Source organism: Dactylosporangium sp. NPDC000244 (assembly GCF_040300725.1).
Lineage (GTDB): Bacteria > Actinomycetota > Actinomycetes > Mycobacteriales > Micromonosporaceae > Dactylosporangium.
In genome coordinates, this window is sequence record NZ_JBEPEH010000056.1 from 20050 (window position 1) to 39081 (window position 19032).

Genomic DNA, 19032 nt, shown 5'->3' on the forward strand with positions numbered 1-19032 from the left:
CAGCACACACCCCGGGGGCCTCACCATGCGTCTGATCCGTGATCTGTGGGCCACGTCGCCGCGAAGAACCGTGGCCGTGGCCCTGCTCGTCGTGCTCGGCGCGGCCGGGCAGGCCGCGGCGTCCGCGGTCGGCGGATCCGTGCTCATTCATCGATCTTGGACGATGTTCGGAGTGCTCGCGGCGTCCCTCGCGGCCGCCGTGCTCACCGACCTCGCCGTCGGGCTCATCATGGCCCGGCTCACTGCCGACTGGTGCGCCGACGTGCGTCGGCGCCTGTGCCGGGTCGCGTTCGGCCAGGACCTGCCGACGCTGGAGACGACACCGGTCGGCGAGCTGCTCGACCGGATCGACAACGACGTGTACCAGGTCGCCGGCGAGATGCGCAACGCCGGCGTCCGCATCGCGCAGTCCGCCTGCTACACGGTGCTGTCGATCGCGACGGCGCTGTTCGTGTGGTGGCCGGCCGGGGTCGCGATGATCGTGATCGTCGTCGGGCTCACCATCGGCCTGCGCAAGCCCACCTCGAAGATCGCCGCCAGCCGGATGGGCGAGGAGGAGGCCTGGAGCGACCTCGCCGCCGTCATGGAGGAGAGCATCCACGGCCAGGACGATGTGCGAACCTCGCTGGCGCGCCCGTACGTGCTGCGCCTCTTCGCGCGCCGGGCCGCCGCCGTGCTCGAGCGCGGGCGCAAGGTCTGGGTGCGCTCGGCCGCCGTCACGTCCGTCGCCTCCGGCTTCGTGCGGCTCACCATCGCGCTCATCGTGCTCGGCGGCGTGTGGGCGCTCGCGACCGATCGCATCGACGTGGCCCGGCTCAGCGCGATCTGGCTGCTGGCCCTGGGCTTCGGCGGGACCGTCGAGCACGCCAGCCGGATGGTGCCCGACCTGCAGTACGCGCTCGGCGCCTGGGCCCGCGTACAACTCCTGCGTGATGCCGCGCAGGAACCCGTCGGCGGCCGGGCGCCCGCGGCCGGGGACCTCGAGGTGCGCGACCTGACCTTCCGGTACTCCGAGACGTCCCGCAAACCGGCCCTGCGCGACGTGACGCTCACGTTCGCCCGGGGCCGTTCCTATGCGCTCATCGGGCGCACCGGCTCCGGCAAGTCGACGCTGGCCAAGGTCCTCACCCGGGCCGTGGACATCCCGCGCGGCACGGTCTGCCTCGGCGGCACCGACCTGCTCGACCTCGACCTGGAGCACCTGCGCCGGTGGATCGCGGTCGTACCGCAGCGCACGGAGATCCTCGCCGGCACCCTGGCCGAGAACATCGCGCTGTTCGACCCCGCCCTGCTCGGCGCGGCCGCGCGGGCGGTGGACGAGCTCGGCCTGACCGGCTGGGTGGCCGAGCTGCCCGAGGGCCTCGACACCCGCCTCGGCGACGGCGGCCACATGCTCTCGGCCGGCCAGGAGCAGCTCGTCGCGTTCGCGCGCATCGTGGTCCGCGACCCGCAGGTGGTCATCCTGGACGAGGCGACCGCGCGGCTCGACCCGGTGACCGAGGCGCAGGTGCAGCGGGCCACCGCGCGGCTGCTGGCCGGGCGCATCGGCATCATCGTGGCCCACCGGCTCTCCTCGGTGCAGCAGTGCGACGAGGTCGTCGTGCTCGCCGACGGCGCCGTGGTCGAGGCCGGCCCGCTCGCCTCCTCGGAGCGCTTCGCCGCGCTGCTGGCGGCCTCGACCTTCGATCGGCCGACCCCGGCCCCGGCCGCGGGCGCCGTGGTCATCAGCAGCGCGGGGGTCGTCAGCAGCGCGGGGGTCAAGGCCGACCCGCCGCCGCTGCCGTCGGTACCGCGGGCGCGCACCCTGTGGAACATCTTCAAGCTGGCCACGAACGACTGGCGCTTCGGCCTCGTCTCCGTGGTCATCTTCGCGCTCATGATGCTCGTCGCGCTCGACGGCTCGGTGCTGCCGTGGCTGTGGGCGGACCTCGTCGACGGCCTCGGCAACGCGCTGTGGCCGGCGCTCGGGATCGCGGCGGCGCTGCTGGTGCCGATGGCGCTGCCGTACTACACCAGCAAATGGTTCCCCGAGTGGTGGGTCCGCCAGCTGCTGCGCATCAGCCTGCGCCTGGTGCACGGGCAGACCGGCGCCCGGCGGGTCAGCAAGCACACCCCGGCCGAGGTCGTCTCCCAGGGCGGCGACACCGAGCGGGTGGTCATGCTCGCCGACCACCTCATCGACCAGTGGATCTGCCTGTGGGCCATCGTCTCGATGACGATCGTGGCGGGCTCGTTCGTCCCGGCCGGGTTCATGGCCGCGACGATCGTGCTCTCCGGGCTCGCCGCCGCGCTGTTCGGGCCGGCGCTGAAGCGCTCGGCGCAGCGGACGGTCGCGGCGCGGGCCGCGTTCGCCACGGCGCTCGTGTCGTCGCTTTCGGCCGCCCGTACCGTGAAGCTCGCCGGCGCCACCGTCCCGGTGCTCGAGCACCTGGCGAAGCTGGACCGCGTGCGCAGCTTCCGGGTGCGGCGGGAGATCGCCGTGCAGATCTGGGCCCGCTCGACCCCGGCCCTGGCCAGCGGGCTGCTGCCGATCGGGGCCTGGGCGCTGCTGCTGTCGGGCCGGCTCTCCGCGGGCGCGACGCTCGTGGCGGTGTCGACGCTGGGCTCGGCCCGCTGGTTCGCCTGGACGACCGCGTCGCTGGTCTCGCAGCTGCCCTCGGCGCGGGTCTGGACGCGGCGGACCATCGAGATGGTGGGCAACGGGGAGTACGCCGCCGCCGTCCCCGGTGTCGATCTCTCCGCCGGCACCGCGCCCGCCCCGCCGACGGCCCCGCGGCACCCGCTGCGGCGGCTGGAGCTCGCCGGGTTCGCGGCCGTGCACGAGGACGGCACCGTGGCCGTGCGCGACCTCGACCTGGCCGTCGAGCGCGGCCAGCTCGTGCTCGTCGTCGGGCCCGTCGGCTCCGGGAAGTCCTCGCTGCTGCGGGCCCTGGCCGGGATCGTGCACCACACGGGGAAGCTGCGCTGGAACGGCGAGCCGGTGACCGAGCCCGAGATGTTCCTGCGGCCCAACCAGATCGGGTACGTCGCGCAGCTGCCCCGCGTCCTGTCCGGCACGATCGCGGACAACATCGCGCTGGGCCACGAGGTCGACGCGGACAGCGCCGTGTCGACCGCGCAGCTGGAGCACGACCTGACCGCCGCGGGCGCGGGCCTGGGCCTGCTCATCGGGCACAAGGGCACCCGCCTGTCCGGCGGGCAGCTCCAGCGCCTCGCGCTGGCCCGCGCCCTGGCCCCGCGCACCGAGCTGCTCATCGCCGACGACGTGTCCTCGGCGCTGGACGTGACGACCGAGCTGGCGCTGTGGCAGGCGCTGCGCGAGCACGGCGTGACGGTCATCGGCTCCACGTCCAAGCGCGCGGCCCTGACCCAGGCCGACCGCGTCGTCGTCCTCAAGGACGGCACCGCGGCGGCCCAGGGCACCTGGCGCGAGCTCGAACCGGACTGGGGCCACCTGGCCGGCTAGAGCGTCTGGATCAGGCCGCCGTCGATGGCGAAGTCGGCCCCGGTGACGTTGCCCGCGCGGCCGCCGGCGAGGAGGAGGACCAGGTCGGCCACCTCCTCGGGCTCGGTGAACCGGCCGGTCACCGAGTCGCCGGCGGCCTTGCGGGCCACGTCCTCGGGCGCGGCGCCGGCGGCCTTGGCCACGGTCACGGCGACGCCGTCGGCGCCGAGCCACAGCCCGGTGCTCACCGGCCCCGGGCTGACCGTGTTCACCCGGATGCCGTGCGCCGCGACCTCCTTCGACAGCGCCTTGGAGAAGCTCGCCAGGGCCGCCTTGGCCGCGCTGTAGTCGATCACGAGCGGGTCGGGGAGGCGGGCGTTGACCGAGTTGACGGTCACGATCGCCCCGCCCCCGCGCGCGATCAGGTGCGGCAGCGCGGCCCGGGTGGTGCGCACCGCGGCCAGGAAGTTGATCGTCAGCGTGGCGAGCCAGTCGTCGTCGGTGACGGAGGCGAACCCGCCCGGGCGCGGCCGCACCGCGCCCACATTGTTGACCAGAATGTCGAGGCCCCCGTGCGCGGCCAGCGCCGCCTCGACGAGCCGCGCCGGGCCGTCCGGCGTGCTCAGGTCCACCGCGACCGGCGTGACCGCCTCCCGCGCGGCGAGGTCGGACAGCTCCGTGGTGAGGCCGCGCGCCCCGGCCACGACCGCGGCCCCCTCGGCGGCCAGGGCGCGGGCGATGGCGAGCCCGATGCCCTTGCTCGCCCCGGTGACGACCGCGGTCCGGCCCTTCAGTTGCAGGTCCATGGCGTCTACAGGCCGTGGCGCCGCAGCCAGTCGAGGGCGACGTCGGCGACCTCGCGCCAGCCGTGGTCGATGGTCAGCGAGTGCGCCCGGTCGGCGAACTCGTGGATGTCCGTGACCGCGTCCGAGTGCCGGTACTGCTTCAGCGTCGCCCGGGTGACCGCCTCCGGCACGGTGTGGTCGCGGCCGCCCATCATGAGCAGCAGCGGCCCGCGCATGTCGTTGTCGACGTCGACCTTGGCCGGCGAGTGCGGGTCGAAGTTGGCCGCGGCCGCCTCGAACAGTGGCTTGCCGGGCGCCGGGATCGCCCACCGCTCGAAGAGCTCGTCGGACTCCTCCTCGCTGATGGCGTTGCCGAAGGCGTAGCGGAACTGCTCGGCGGTGAGGGAGACGGCCCGGTGCCGGTTGGCCGGGTTCTTGAACACGGGGAAGGTGACCCGCAGCGACGACAGGGGCAGGGGGAGTACACCCTTGATCTGCGCGGCGTCGATGGCCACCGCGGCCGCGGCGAGGTCCTGGCCGAGCAGCTTCTGGGCGATCATGCCGCCGAACGAGTGCCCGATGATGATCGGCTTCGCGTCCAGCCCGTCGATGATCTTCGCGTAGTGGGCGACGACGTCGTCGATGCCGTGGTCGGCGATCGCGTCCGGCTCGGCGCGGGAGCCTTCGACGGTGTCGGGTTCGCCCGGCCAGCCGGGGGCCGCGGTCCGGTAGCCCGCGTCGGTGAACAGCTCGGTCCAGGGAGCCCACGAGGTGGCGTGCAGCCAGAGGCCGTGGATGAAGAGCACCGGCGTCTCGGTAGTCATGCGCGGACCGTACGGCGCCGAGGTCCGGCTTCGCTTGCGTCACATGACGGTCATTGCGGCGCGCAGCTGGGCTCGCGACACGATGCCGAGCTTCGGGAAGATGCGGTGCAGGTGGGAGCCGACGGTGCGATGGGAGAGGTACAGCCGCTGCCCGATCTCGCGATTCGTGAGTCCCTCGGCGGCCAGCTGCGCGATCTGCAGCTCCTGCGGCGTGAGCCGGTCGCGCGCGTCGGGCACCCGGCCGCGGCTCGCCTCGCCCGAGGCGCGCAGCTCGGCCCGGGCCCGCTCGCCCCAGGGGATGGTGCCCAGCGCGTCGAAGGTACCGCGGGCCGCGCGCAGGTGCGCCCGCGAGTCGGCCACCCGCCGCTGCCGCCGCAGCCACTCGCCGTAGCTGAGCTGGACCCGCGCCCGGGCGAAGGGCCACGCGCCCGGCTCGGCCCGCAGCGCGGCCTGGAACAGCGGCTCGGCCTCGCCCTCGCCGGCCAGCAGCGCCCGCGCGTGCCGCAGCCCGTGGTGCAGGGCCGGCGACGGGGTACGCCGCGCGACCGCCTCCATCTCCGCCACCACGCCGGCCACCGCCTCCGGCTGCCCGCTGCGCACGGCCGCCTCGGCGAGCTCGGGCACGACGAAGCAGCGGTAGCCGAGATGGTACGCCGGATCGGCCGGATCGTGGATGCGCAACAGATCCGCGAGCGCGTCGGCGTGCCGCCCGGCGCCGAGCGCCACCAGCCCGCGGGCGTGCTGCACCGCCGCCAGCACCGCCCGTGCCGTTCCTGGCAGGCTCGCCCGCTCGGCCTGCGCCGCGAGCCGCTCGGCCTCGTCGGCGTCGCCGCGCAGCGCGCACAGGATCGCCTGGGTGGCCCGGGCCGTCGCGGCGACGATCGGCTGCGAGGTGTCGCGGGCCAGCCGGAAGGCCTCGTCGGCGGCCGGCATCGCGACGTCCAGGTCGACGAGCTGCGAGCAGCACCACGACTGCAGCGCGAGCGCCCGGGCCAGCAGCCCCAGCCGCCCCTGCGCCCGCAGGTCCGCCAGCGACCCGGCAAAGAACCCGGCGGCGAGATCAAAAGCGCCGACCGCCATGGCCGCGTTGCCCGACATCCGCGCCGCCCGCGCATCGGTGGTGACGCCCGGCTCCCGCAGCCGCCCGAGGACGACCTCGCCACAGTCGATCGGGGAGGTGTACGCGAGGACGACCAGCAGCCGCGGGTCGCGCGCGTCCACGTGCACGTGCCCCGCCGCCGCGACCACGCTCGCCCGCGCCTCGACGCCCGGCTCGGTCCACCAGCAGCGCAGGGCCGCCCCGTACAGCAAATTCAGCGCCAGATCCGGGTCCTCCGCCGCCGCCCGCCCGGCCACCTGCGCCAGCGACCAGGTCGCCTGGGCGCGCCCGAGCACGCCGTCGTCGAAGCTGTCGCGAATCCAGGCCGTGCGCCAGCGCTGCCGCTCCGACAGCGTCAGCCGCTCGGCCGAGCCCAGCAGCCGCCCGACCGCGTCGCGCCGGCCCAGCTCGAACGCCAGCTCGGCCGCCCGCAGCAGCCGCTCCCCACGCGCGCCCGGGTCGCGGCTCAGCGCGGCCGCCCGCTCCAGCGCGGCCACGCCGGCCGCGACCCCGCCCCGCCGCTGCGCCCGCACCGCGGCCGCGTCCAGCTCTGCGGCGATCCCGTCGTCCGGCCCGGCCGTCGACGCCGCCCGGTGCCACACCCGGCGATCGTCGTCGGGGATGACCTGGGCGAGGGCGGCGTGGGTGCGGTACCGCGGCCCGAGCCCCGCCCGCTGGTGGATCGCGGAGCGCATGAGCGGGTGCACGAACCGCAGCCGCTCGCCGTCGGCCCCGGCCTCCACTTCGACCAGCCGCGCCGCGATCGCGGGGGCCAGGTCGTCGGCGGTGCACTGCGCCCCTGCGGTGATGCTGGCCGCGGCCAACGTCTCACGGAGCGCGTCGCCGTCGTTGAGCGCGGCGGTGACGAGCACGGCGCGCGTGGCGTCCGGCAGCCCCGACATCCGGTCCGCGAACGCCTGCTCGAGCCGCGCCGTCAACGGCAACACCCCACCACCGCCCGGCACCCGGCCCGCGCTGCCCGAACTCACGTTCACCGATTCCGCTGCCGCGTCGTACGCACTCGCCTTCGCCGGTTCTGGTGCTGCGTTGTGATGCGCGCTCGCGTTCGCCGGTTCTGGTGCTGCGTTGTGATGCGCGCTTGCGTTCGCCGGTGTTCGGGTTCTGCTGTTTCCGGACGTCGGCTCGGCCATTCGGAGTGCGTCGACCCCTCCGGCCGCGGGCGCTTCGACACTCCCGAGCGCGGGTGCTTCGGCGCGTCCGGCCGCGAGTGTTTCGGCGGGTCCGGGCGTGAGTGCTTCGACACCCCCGGGCGCGGGTGCGGCAGGCTCCCCGGCTGCGAGGACGGCGGGCAACTCGACCAGCGCGAGCGGGTTCCCGGCCGCTTCATGCAGAACCCGCAGCCGTACCCCCTCCGCAAGCCCCGGCGCCCGCCCATCGAGCACCCGTTCCGCCGAGCCCCGATCCAGCCGCGCGAGCACGAGTTCGGGCAGCCCGCTGTCCGCGAACGGCCCGTCGAACCCGTCCCGCAGCGCGGCGAGCAACACCACCGGCTCGAACTCGAGCCGCCGGGCCACGAACACGAGCACGTCCGCACTGGCCGCGTCCAGCCACTGCGCATCCTCGACGACGAGCAGCACCGGCGCCTGAGCGGCGGCCTCGCCGAGCATGGACAGTGTGCCCAGCGCGATCAGATACAGATCCGCAACGGCCGCGTCACCGCGCCCGAACGCCGCGAGCACGGCCCCGCGCTGCGGCTCGGACAGCCGATCGACCTGATCGAGAACGGGCCGCAACAATTGGTACAGCCCCGCGAACGCGATCTGCGCCTCACTCTGCACCCCGGTGGTCGAAAGCACCCGCATCCGCGCGCGATCGGCCACCCGAGCGGTCTCGGCGACCAGCGCAGACTTCCCGATGCCGGCCTCTCCCCGAACCACGATTGCGGAACCTTCGTCCCGGACGCGCTCGACCAGCCCGTGCAGGAGCCGCACCTCGGCCCCGCGCCCGACAATCGGAGCCTCCGTCGACATGCCTCACATCATCCACACTCCAAGCCATCCTTGGCCGCCCAGCCCGACTCCGCAATGTCGTGCTCGACCACGGTCAGACGGAGACGAGGCCGGACTCATACGCGAACACGACCAGCTGCGCCCGATCGCGCGCCCGGAGCTTCGTCATCGCGCGACTCACATGCGTCTTGGCCGTGGCCAGGCTGATCACCATCCGCTCTGCGATCTCATCGTTGGACAACCCCCGAGCGGCGAGCGCGACCACCTCGCGCTCGCGATTCGTGAGCGTGCTCACCGCCCCGTGCAACGGCCCCCGCGGCGGCCGCGCCACGTACTCACCGATCAACCGCCGCGTAATCGCCGGGGACAGCAGCGCATCCCCCCGGGCCGCGACCCGGACCCCATAGAGCAGGTCGGCCGGCTCCGTATCCTTGACCATGAACCCGGCGGCCCCGGCTCGCAGCGCCGCGTACACGTATTCGTCCAGCCCGTAGTTCGTCAAAATCACGACGTGCACTCCCGCGAGCGCCGGGTCGCCCGCGATCCGCCGCGTAGCCTCGATCCCGTCGACACCGGGCATCTGAATGTCGACGAGCGCCACGTCGGGCAAATGCTCCGAGGCCAGCGCAACCGCCTGCTCCCCGTCCACCCCTTCGGCCACAACCTCGATGTCGTCCTCAGCCGCGAGCAGCGCCCGAAACCCGGCCCGGATGAGCGCCTGATCGTCGACGAGCAGCACCCGAATCACGAAGCCACCGCCGCCCAGCCGCCCCGAACGACGTTTCCGCACCTCATGCCGCACCGCCTAGATTCCCTTGCGCTGATTCGTTTCGGCGAACTCCATCGCCGCCCAGCGCCGCTTCGATGTCTGCGGAAGTCCGCTCGACGGCGGTTTCGCGGCTCACGTTCGGACCGTCTTGGGCTCGTTGTGCGGCGCGGTGGGGGTCAACGTGACGTCGGACGCCGAATCCGGTTGTGATGCAACGCGTTGCGCCGACGAGCCGGAAGTCGTGATAGTGCCGCGGACCGTGACGTCTGGCGCCGGATCGGGCTGGCCCGGGTCGTCCTGCGTCGGTGGAGCCGAAGTCACAGGGGCGGGTGGCGCTGGGATGGGAGCGGGTGCGGGTGGGGCGGTGAGCGGCAGGCGGGCCTCGACGGTGAAGCCGCCCGCTGGGCGTGGGCCTGTGCGCAGTGAGCCGCCCAGGGCCGTCACCCGCTCGCGCATCCCCGTCAGGCCCACGCCCGGGACCGGAGCTGTGGTCGTGCCGTGGCCGTTGTCGTCAACGCGGATGGTCAGCGTGGTCGCGGCGAACTCCACGCACACCGTCGCCTCCGCCGGGCCTGCGTGGCGGGCGGCGTTGGTCAGGGCCTCCTGGACGATGCGGTAGGCGGTCTCGTCCACCGCCGGCGGCACCTCGCGGCACGGCCCGGTCGTATGCACGGTCACCGGCAGGCCGGACCGTTGCGCTCCCTCGGCCAGGCGGTCCAGATGCGCGAGGCCGTTGCCGTTGTCGTCGGTGGTGAGCGGGTCCGGGGCGGTGCGCAGGACCTCCAGGGTGTTGCGCAGCTCGCGCATCGCGTCGGTGCTCGCGTGCTGGATGGCCAGCAGGGCCTCGGGCACCGGCTCGTCGTGCTTGCGGGCTAGGTGCACGGCCACGCCGGCCTGGACTTTGATGATGGAGATGCTGTGCGTCAGGGAGTCGTGCAGCTCGCGGGCGATGCGCAGGCGTTCCTCCACGGCTCGGCGGCGGGCCGTCTCCTCCCGGGTGCGCTCGGCCTCCTCGGCTCGGCGCTCGACCTGCTCCAGGTAGGCGCGGTGCTGCCGGGTCACCTCGGCCATCACGCTCGAGGCGACCATCCAGCCGATGATGAGGAACCAGCGCTGGAACACCTCCGCCGGGCGGGCACCGGATCCGATGGCGTCGCCGACGATGCCGACCACCAGGATGCCGGCGATCGCGGCGCGGGCGGTCTTGCCGTGGCCGCGGTGGACCGTGGTGTAGAGCGCGATGAGCACCGGCAGCGCGGGCCCCACGCCCGGATAGCCGAGCACCAGGTAGGCGAGCAGGCTCGCGCCCGCGATCGCCAGCACGGACCGCGGATAGCGCCGCCGGGCGATCAGCGCGAGCCCGGCGACGATGAGCAGCAGCACGCCCGGCGCGTCGAGGCCGGTGCGGCCGGCCGGAGCCGTGAGGGCCCCGCCGACGGCCAGCACCGCCGCCCCGGCGGCCAACGCCAGATCGCGCCACACGTGTTTCATGGGCCTGACGTTAGGCGGTCGGAGGCGGATGCGCGTCGGCCCAGGGTGGTATCCGAGTTGTCATCTCAGGGTGGTACAAGATCTAGACCGTGGTCTGACGACTTGATCTCCGTTTCGGAGCAACATCTCCGGCCATGAACGCACGAACGGTCCACATGGCGCTGCGGGGGACCAGCGCCGCGCTCGCAGTCCTCGCCGCGGTTCAGGTGCTGTTGGCCGGAAGCTTTCTCAGCGGGCACTACGCGGTGCTGCGCTGGCACATGATCGGCGGCTTCTCGATGGTGGTCGTCGCGCTGCTGCAGACGGTCCTGGTGTTCCTGCCCGGGCGCCGCGAACGGCCGCCGTCACTCACGCGCGAGGGCGTCATGATCCCGGTCCTGCTGGCGACCCAGGGCGTCCTGGGGGTGTACCGCATCCTCGAGCTGCACGTGCCGATCGGCGTGCTCATCGCGGTCGGCACCGTCCACGGGGCGATGTGGGCGTGGAGGACGCCGCTGCCGCACGCCCGCGAGCGGGCCGAGGCGGTGACGGCATGAGAAGGCGCGCGCTGCTCGGGGCCGGGGCCGCCGCGCTCGGCGTCGCCGGGCTCGGGTGGTCGCTGCTCACGCCGAAGCGGCCGGGGAAGCTCCTGCACAGCCGGGCGGAGCTGCCGAAGCCGTTCGAGGCGCGGCTCACCATCCCGCCCGTGCACACCGGCGACGAGATCGTGCAGCGGGAAGCCGATCTACGCATCCTGCCGGGGCTGACGACGCGCGCTTGGACGTACGACGGAAGCTTCCCGGGCCCGACGGTCATCACGCGCTCGGGGCGGGCCGCGGCCCTCACGCACCGCAACCGGCTGCCCGAGCCTGTGGTGGTGCACCTGCACGGCGGGCACACGCCGGCCGACAGCGACGGCTACCCGATCGACGAGATCATGCCCGAGCGCGGCACCGCGACCACCACCACGCACCACGACATGGCCGCGATGAGCGGGGACATGACCGTGGGCAGCCGGACGTACCGCTACCCGATGGCCCAGCGCGCGGCAACCCTCTGGTACCACGACCATCGCATGGGCTTCACCGGCCCGGCGGTCTATCGCGGGCTGGCCGGGTTCCACCTCGTGCGCGACGACGAGGAGGACGCGCTGCCGCTGCCCCGCGGGGAACGGGAGCTGCCGCTGATGCTCACCGACCGCGCGTTCGAGGCCGACGGCTCCTTCCGCTACCCGGCCGGCGACCCGGTGTTCATGAACGGCGTGCTCGGCGACGTCGTGCTCGTCAACGGACTGCCGTGGCCGGTGCACGAGGTCGACCCGGCCCGCTACCGGCTGCGGCTGCTCAACGCGTCCAATGCCCGGCGGTACCGCCTCGAGCTCGACCCGCCGCCGCCGGGCGGAGCCGCGTTCGCGCAGATCGGCAGCGACGGCGGGCTGCTGCGACAGCCGATCGGGCACGACTCGCTGCAGATCGCGCCCGCCGAGCGGTTCGACGTCGTCGTCGACTTCGGCCGCTACAAACCCGGCACGCGCGTGCGGCTCGTCGACCGCGACGGCGGGAACGTGATGCGGTTCGACGTGACGGGTTCCCGTCGCGATGACGATTCGGCGGTACCGCCGGTGCTCAGCCGAACCGCCGAACCCCTACCGCCGCCGGCCCGCACACGCACGTTCGCCTTCAACCAGGGACCTGATGGCGCCTGGCGGATCAACGACCTGGAGTACCGGCCCGGCCGCGCGGTGGCCCGGCCGCGACTCGGAGAGGTGGAGCACTGGCGGTTCGTGTCCGACTTCCATCACCCGGTCCACCTGCACCTCAACCACTTCCAGGTGGTGTCCCGCAACGCGGGCGGGCTCGGAGCGTACGACCACGGGTGGAAGGACACCGTGGACCTGCGGGCCTCGGAGGCGGTCGAGGTCGCCGTGCGGTTCACCGACTACACCGGCACGTTCATGCTGCACTGCCACAACCTGGAGCACGAGGACATGGCGATGATGGCGGACTTCGTGGTCGAGGCCTGACCCCGGCGGGGCGCCGGACCCACCGCGCACGGGCTCGCAGCGCGCCGGTGCGCGGGACGGCGGGCTCGCAGGACGGCTGGCGGGCTCGCGAGGCGGGTGTCGGGTGCACAAGGCGAGTGGCGAGTTCGCGAGGCGGGTGGCGGGCTCGCGAGGCGGCGGGTTCGAAACGTGCCGGCCCGCAGCGCGCCGCACTCCAAGCGCGGCAGGCTCGCGCGGCGCCGAGCGCGCAGCGCAGCGCGGGGGATGAGGAGTGCGAGGAGCACAGGGGCGGCTTGAGCGGCGCGGCGGGATGAGGAGAGCGAGGAACACAGGGACGGCTTGAGCGCCGCGGCGGAGTGAGGCCCCGGAATTGGGTCCCCGGCTTGGGTCTTTGGGCCCAGGGATTCGACCGTACGGTGTGCGGGCCCTCGCCATCGTTCGTGCACGTCGCAAGCAGTTAGGAGATCCTCGTGCCAAACGTCAGGGGCCTCATCGCCGCCGCCGGGGCAGCGGCCGCCGCCCTCCTCGTCGTCACCGCCGCCATGGTGACGTCCGCCGATGCCGCCACGGCGGTGACCGTGCAGGCGGAGGCGTTCAGCGCGCAGTCCGGGGCGCAGGTGGAGAGCACCGTCGACACCGGCGGCGGGCAGGCCGTCGGCTACCTCGCCGACGGTGACTGGCTGCGCTACGACGGCGTCGACCTCGGCGCCGCCGGGGCGCTGAGCATCGGCGCCCGCGTCGCCTCCGCCGGCACCGGCGGGACGGGCGCCATCGAGCTGCGGACCGGCTCGCTCACCGGGCCGGTGCTGGCCACCATCACCGTCGCGCCGACCGGCGGGTGGCAGGCCTGGACCACGCTCACCGCCACGGCCGCGAGCCACCCGGCCGGGGCGCAGACCGTGTTCGCGGTCATGCGCAACACGACCGGCGGCCGCGACTTCGTCAACATCAACTGGTTCTCGTTCACGAATGGGGCATCCGCCACCCCGAGCGCGAGCGCGAGCACGAGCACGGGGTGGGTCAACGTGGACCCGGCGCGGTGGAACGCGCAGCTCGCCGAGTTCAACGCGATGGCCATGGACCCGGCGCCGGCGAACGCCGTGCGGGTGTCGGAGTTCAACGCCTCGTGCACGTACAGCCATTCGTTCAAGGACGACCCGATCGTCTTCCCGGGGCTGCCGGGTGCGTCGCACATGCACAGCTTCCTGGGCAACCACAGCACCAACGCGTTCTCGACGGGCGACACGCTGCTCGCCAACGCCGGCACGAGTTGCGCGCCGGCGCCGGACCTGTCGGCGTACTGGGTGCCGACGCTCTACGAGCACGGCGTCGCGGTCGAGCCGAAGGGCGTCGTCGTGTACTACGGCTCGCGCCTGACCAGCCCGGCGGCGACGGTGCCGTTCCCGCAGGGCTTCCGGATGATCGCCGGGGACGCGAAGCTGCAGCAGGCGACGCCGGCCGGCTCGGTCAACCAGTTCTACTGCGCCGGGCCGGGCGGGGAGACCGGGCGCAGCGCGGACGGCAACTGGCCCTTGTGCGCGCCGGGCGCCACGCTCATGTTCCAGCTCGTCTTCCCGGACTGCTGGGACGGCGTGCACCTGGACAGCCCGGACCACAAGTCGCACGTGGCGTACGCGTACACGGGAACGTGCGGAGGGGCGTACCCGGTCGCGATCCCCTCGCTGTCGTTCGTGCTCGCGTATCCGACGAGCGGCACGGCGGACGGGTTCACCCTCTCGTCGGGCATGGCGTCCTCGTTCCACGGTGACGCGTTCCTCGCCTGGGACAACGCGGCGCAGGGGCATCGGGTGAAGAACTGCATCGTTCAGAAGGCGAAGTGCAACACGGCCGGGACGTTCTGACGGGCGGCCCTCGGCATCAACGAAGCTCGATCCGGTTGATGTCGGGGGGCATCCCCGTCGTCGTTGTAGAAGCGGATCCAGGTGCCGCCGGCGGGCAGGTACACGGGGAGGGAGGTGCGGGCGGGAATGCGGTAGTCGCCGGCGCCGGCGAGCTTCAGGGTGTGCACGGGTCCGTCGGCCACGGCCACCTTGAGGGTGCGGAGGGACTCGGTCTCGTAGACGATGACCAGGGTCCGCTCGCCGGCGGCGGGGACCTCGGGAATGCGGACGGCGAGGGTGTTGGGGCCGCCGATGTAGCCGACGCGGCTTCCGCCGTCGCACGTGGGGCACTCGATGACGCGGGCGCCGTTGCGCAGGTTGGCCGCGTCGGCGGCATGCACAGCGATGGGCGCGAAAGCCGGCGGCGGGGGCGAGGCGGAAACCGGCGCCGGGGCAGAGGCCAAGGACGGAGAAGAGGCGGAAACCGTCGCAAAAGCAGAGGCCGAGGGCGGAGCGGCGAACGAGGAAGGAGCGGAGGACGGGGGCGGAGCGGCGAACGGGGACGGGGACGGGGACGGGGGAGCGGTAGGAGGGGAAGGCAGCACCAGCGGGGGCACGATCACGACGACGGCCGCCACCGCCAGGGCCAGCGACGTCCAGCCCCAGCGGTTCACGAGCGGCCGGTCCAGCGGAGCAGGGCCTCGGTGCGGTTGGTCACGCGGAGCTTGGCGTACGCGCGGTGCAGGTGATTCTTCACCGTCTTCTCGGTCAGCAGCAGCCGGTGCGCGATGGCCGCGTTCGACAGCCCCTCGGCGAGCAGGTCGAGGACGTCCTGCTCGCGGCGGGTCAGCCCGTAGCGCGGGCGGGGACGGGCGGCCGGTCGTGAGCGCATCGAGGCCGTCGCGACCGCCGCCGCGGCCGGGGACAGCCAGCCGTAGCCGGCGGCGACGGCGACCACGGCGCGGTGCAGCTCGCCGGGCGTGAAGGCGCCGTGGATGAGGTACCCGCGGGCGCCCCCGTGCAGCATCTGTGCGATGAGGGTGGGGTCCGGGTCGCTGGTCAGCACGAGGATCGAGGTCAGCCGGGCCAGGTCGGGCAGGACCGACAGCCCGTCGGCGATCGGCATGCGGTGGTCCAGCAGCGTCACGGTGGGGCCGGTGCGGCGCGCCTCGGCCAGGGCCTCGACCCCGTCGGCGGCCTCGCCGGCCACGACCACGTCCGGAGAGCCCTCCAGATAGCCGCGCAGCGCCGCCCGGACGATCGGGTTGTCATCGACGATGAGCACGCTGATCATGCTGGGATGGCGGCTTCCACGCAGGTACCGCTGCCGGGGCTTGACCGGACCCGCAGGGCGCCGCCGGAGAGCCGGGCGCGCTCGGACATGCCCAGGATGCCGTAGCGGTTGCCGGTGCGCAGCTCCGCGAGGCTCGGCGGCACCGGGAAGCCGCGCCCGTTGTCGGTCACGGTGAGCACCAGGCGTCCCTCCAGCGGGGCGAGCCGGACCGTCACCGCGGTGGCGGCGGCGTGGGCCGCGGTGTTGCGCAGCGCCTCCTGCAGGATGCGCAGCAGCTCGTAGCGGACCGGCAGGGGCGGGTCGGCCGCGGCCAGGTCGAGGCGGACCGCGATGCCGGTCGAGCGCTGCCAGCCCGCGCACCGGTCGGTCACGACCGCGGCGAAGTCCCGGGTCGGCTCGTCGGAGCGCAGGCCGTCGAGCAGGTCGCGGGCCTCCCGGGCGGCGGCCGCGGCGCCCTCGGACACGGTGCCGGCGAGGCGCTCGGCGAGGTCGGGGTGGCGGCGCAGGCTCTGCGGGAGGGCGAGGGCCGCGAACGAGACGCCGCGGAGGGTCTTGGCCACGGAGTCGTGCAGCTCGCGGGCGAGCCGGGCGCGCTCGTCGGCGGCCGCGGCGCGCTGGGCCGAGGCGACCACCCGGACCGAGAGCTCCACGTGGCGGCGCAGGGCCGTGGTGGCCACCGCGGCGCCCGTGGCGGCCAGGACGCACGCGATCGGGTACGCGAGCACGAACTCGGCGTGCGCGGGGCTGCCGGCCAGCACGTGCGCGGCGACGGCGTACCCGAGGGCGGCGTGGGCCGCGGCGAGCCACAGGGCCCGCATCCCCACCACGACCCCGGCCAGGGCGGAGGCGCCCGCGGCGGCGCAGAAGTAGGCGATGCCCGGGTCGGCCGCGAGCACCGCCAGCGTGAGCAGGGTGTCGGCGGCGAGCAGCGGCACCGGGTGGCGCACCACGTAGGGATTGCGGGCCAGCACGACGAGCCCGGCGACGCTGCCGAGCAGGAGCACTGCCGCGGCCAGCAGCAGCGGGCGGGGGTCGGGCACGAGGCGCAGCCCGGTCCCCGCCGCGGTGAGCGTGGCGGCGCCCCGGCCGAGCAGCACGGCCCGACCGAGGGCGGCGGGAGCCACCGCCCGATCGACGGTCATGCACGAAATGTACCGGGTTTCGCGACTTTTTAAATGACCCGAACAAGGCTGCACGCGCCGTGAGGGAGAAAGTGGAGAAACCGGCGAAGCGGAAGCGGGCGCGATGGTACCGATCACACTCAGCCACGTCCCGGCCCTGCCGATAGTGGCCTCGTGCGGGAAAAGCGGTGGCTGTGGTGGCTCCTCGCCGGATCGGCGACGGTCGGCGGCTACTTCGCGCTGCCCGCGGACTCCGGAGCGCAGGCGTGCGTCTACGACGCCATCGGCACCGTCGCCGCCGTGCTGATGCTGGCCGGGGCCCGGCGCACCGACCGCACGCGGCGCAACGCCTGGCTGCTGACCGCCGCCGGCACCGCCCTGTGGTCCACCGGCGACTGGATCTACACCTACTTCGAGCACGCCGCGCACATCGAGCCGTTCCCGTCCCTCGCCGACGTGTTCTACCTCAGCGCCTACCCGTTCCTGTTCGGCGGCCTGTGCCTGCTCGGCCGCCGCCGCACGCGCGGGCCGGGCTGGACGGCGATGGTCGACGCACTCATCTTTGCCACCGGCACCGGCCTGGTGCTGTGGACGTTCGTCATGCAGCCGATCGCCAACGACGCCACCTCGCCCGTCACGACCCGGATCATCGCGCTGGCGTACCCGGCCGCGGACGTGCTGCTGCTCGTGCTCGTGGCCCGGCTCGTGGTCGGCGGCGCCGGGCGGGACGCGAGCACGCGGCTGCTCGTGGTGGCGCTGGGGCTGCTGCTGGCCGCCGACATCGCGTACTCGATCGTCAACTCCTACACCTCCTACGTGGGCGGCGTGTTCGACGCCGGCTGGATGCTGTCCTACGTCTTCTGGGCCGCGGCCGCCCTGCACCCCTCGGTGCGCGGCGCCGCCCCGCGCGACGCCGGCGAGGTGCTGCCCAACGGCCGGACGCGCCTGATCGTGATGGCGGCCTCGTCCCTGCTGGCCCCGGCGGTGCTGGTGGTGCAGGGCTTCCGCGACCCGCGGCACGTCGAGTGGCTCGCCTTCGGCATCTGCGCCGCCGCGCTGTTCCTGCTGTCCGTGCTGCGCATGGCCGGCCTCGTCGACCAGGTGCGCACCCTCGCCATGCGCGACGAGCTCACCGGGCTGGCCAACCGCCGGGCGCTGGAGGCGCGCATCCGCGCCGAGCTCGGCACCGGCCCGCGCTCGCACGTGGCCCTCATCGACCTCGACGACTTCAAGGCCGTCAACGACCGCCTCGGCCACGCCGTCGGCGACCGGCTGCTGGGGGCGGTGGCCGAGCGCCTCACCGGGCTCGTGCGCCCCGGCGACACCGTGGCCCGACTGGGCGGCGACGAGTTCGCCGTGCACCTGCCGCGCACCCCGGCCGAGGTCGCGGACCGGATCGTGGCCGGGATCGTCGCCTCGCTGGACCAGCCGCTGACCGCCGGGCCGCACCGGCTGCTCATGCGGGCCAGCATCGGGGTCGCCGACGACGACGGCACCGCCGACCCGTTCGAGCCGCTGCGCCGGGCCGACGTCGCCATGTACGCGGCCAAGGTCACCGGCGGCCGCCACCTGCGCTACGACCCGCTGCTGGACGAGCGCGCCACCGAGCACGCGCAGCTGGGCGCCGAGCTGCGCACCGCCCTCGACGAGGGGCAGTTCTTCCTGGTGTACCAGCCGATCGTGGCCCTGCCCGAGGGGCGCGTGGCCGCGGTGGAGGCCCTCGTGCGCTGGCGGCACCCGCAGCGCGGCCTGGTCAACCCGGTCGCCTTCGTCCCGGTCGCCGAGCACAACGGCCTGATCGTCGAGCTGGGCGGCTGGATCCTGCGCACCGCGCTCGAGCGCATGCGCACCTGGCGGCGCGAGCTGGGCGCGGCGGCCCCAGGCTACGTGTCGGTGAACGTCTCGGCCCGGCAGCTGTCGGAGCCCGGATTTCCCGCCTTCGTGGCATCGGTACTGCACGACACCGCCCTGCCCGCCTCCTGCCTCACCGTCGAGGTCACCGAGACCGCGGTCTTCGACAGCTCGACGGCCCTGGACGCGCTGCGGGCGATCAAGGGCCTCGGGGTCCGCATCGCCCTGGACGACTTCGGCACCGGGCACTCCTCGCTGGGCCTGCTGCGCACCGCCCCCGTCGACGTGCTCAAGGTCGACAAGTCCTTCGTCGACGACCTCGCCGGCGGCGGGCACTCGGTGATCGCCACCGCGCTCATCGACGTGTCGGCGCACCTCGGCCTGACCGCCATCGCCGAGGGCGTGGAGTCGGCCGACCAGGCCGAGGCGCTGTTGCGGATGGGCTACCGCTACGCCCAGGGCTTCCTCTTCGGCCGCCCCGAGGAGTCCCCGGACTTCGCGCGGGCCGCGCGGCTCAGCCCCGCCCGATGAATCCGATGCTTCCGGCATGTCCGGCAAAGC

Annotated in this window: 13 protein-coding genes; 5 read left to right on the forward strand and 8 right to left on the reverse strand. The window is 73.9% G+C overall.

Translation table 11 applies throughout. From position 1 onward, the window contains the following. Nucleotides 1-25: 25 nt before the first annotated feature. Nucleotides 26-3466: an ATP-binding cassette domain-containing protein gene (locus ABT369_RS51285; RefSeq protein ID WP_350624794.1), complete on the forward strand. Its 3441-nt coding sequence runs from the start codon at nt 26-28 to the stop codon at nt 3464-3466. Here ABT369_RS51285 and ABT369_RS51290 read toward each other — a convergent pair. The 5 genes from ABT369_RS51290 to ABT369_RS51310 form a co-directional block, all read right to left on the reverse strand. Beyond that, the gene (locus tag ABT369_RS51290) at nt 3463-4251 is read right to left on the reverse strand and encodes an oxidoreductase (RefSeq protein WP_350624796.1); all 789 of its coding nucleotides are present in this window, start codon (nt 4249-4251) and stop codon (nt 3463-3465) included. The two genes, ABT369_RS51285 and ABT369_RS51290, sit on opposite strands and share 4 nt — an antisense overlap. A gap of 5 nt (nt 4252-4256) precedes the next feature. After that, a complete protein-coding gene (locus tag ABT369_RS51295) occupies nt 4257-5054 on the reverse strand; it encodes an alpha/beta hydrolase (protein WP_350624798.1) in 798 nt (265 codons plus the stop codon). Between the two features lie 39 nt (nt 5055-5093). Beyond that, nucleotides 5094-8144, reverse strand: coding sequence for an ATP-binding protein (locus ABT369_RS51300; protein WP_350624800.1), 3051 nt, complete (start codon nt 8142-8144; stop codon nt 5094-5096). A gap of 73 nt (nt 8145-8217) precedes the next feature. Beyond that, nucleotides 8218-8871, reverse strand: a complete 654-nt coding sequence (locus ABT369_RS51305; RefSeq protein WP_350624887.1) for a response regulator — start codon at nt 8869-8871, stop codon at nt 8218-8220. A 153-nt stretch (nt 8872-9024) separates the two neighbouring features. Continuing rightward, entirely contained in the window at nt 9025-10383 is a 1359-nt protein-coding gene (locus tag ABT369_RS51310; RefSeq protein WP_350624802.1) for a sensor histidine kinase, read from the reverse strand. A gap of 134 nt (nt 10384-10517) precedes the next feature. Here ABT369_RS51310 and ABT369_RS51315 point away from each other — a divergent pair, with 134 nt between their 5' ends. The 3 genes from ABT369_RS51315 (at nt 10518) to ABT369_RS51325 (ending at nt 14226) form a co-directional block, all read left to right on the forward strand. Then, nucleotides 10518-10919: a hypothetical protein gene (locus ABT369_RS51315; protein ID WP_350624804.1), complete on the forward strand. Its 402-nt coding sequence runs from the start codon at nt 10518-10520 to the stop codon at nt 10917-10919. Next, nucleotides 10916-12385: a multicopper oxidase family protein gene (locus tag ABT369_RS51320; protein ID WP_350624806.1), complete on the forward strand. Its 1470-nt coding sequence runs from the start codon at nt 10916-10918 to the stop codon at nt 12383-12385. The genes ABT369_RS51315 and ABT369_RS51320 overlap by 4 nt, the downstream gene beginning before the upstream one ends. 449 nt (nt 12386-12834) lie before the next feature. Continuing rightward, on the forward strand, nt 12835-14226 hold the full coding sequence (locus ABT369_RS51325; RefSeq protein ID WP_350624808.1) for a DUF1996 domain-containing protein: 1392 nt from the start codon (nt 12835-12837) through the stop codon (nt 14224-14226). Here ABT369_RS51325 and ABT369_RS51330 read toward each other — a convergent pair. The 3 genes from ABT369_RS51330 to ABT369_RS51340 all read right to left on the reverse strand — a co-directional run bounded on the left by ABT369_RS51330 (nt 14190) and on the right by ABT369_RS51340 (nt 16641). Then, the gene (locus ABT369_RS51330; RefSeq protein ID WP_350624810.1) at nt 14190-14606 is read right to left on the reverse strand and encodes a carbohydrate-binding protein; all 417 of its coding nucleotides are present in this window, start codon (nt 14604-14606) and stop codon (nt 14190-14192) included. The two genes, ABT369_RS51325 and ABT369_RS51330, sit on opposite strands and share 37 nt — an antisense overlap. 269 nt (nt 14607-14875) lie before the next feature. After that, complete coding sequence (locus tag ABT369_RS51335; RefSeq protein WP_350624812.1) at nt 14876-15490, reverse strand: LuxR C-terminal-related transcriptional regulator; 615 nt, start codon at nt 15488-15490, stop codon at nt 14876-14878. 5 nt (nt 15491-15495) lie between these two features. Continuing rightward, a complete protein-coding gene (locus ABT369_RS51340) occupies nt 15496-16641 on the reverse strand; it encodes a sensor histidine kinase (protein WP_350624814.1) in 1146 nt (381 codons plus the stop codon). Between the two features lie 153 nt (nt 16642-16794). On the opposite strand from ABT369_RS51340, the gene ABT369_RS51345 reads away from it, so the two are divergent. Beyond that, nucleotides 16795-19002, forward strand: a complete 2208-nt coding sequence (locus ABT369_RS51345; protein ID WP_350624816.1) for a putative bifunctional diguanylate cyclase/phosphodiesterase — start codon at nt 16795-16797, stop codon at nt 19000-19002. Nucleotides 19003-19032: the final 30 nt, after the last annotated feature.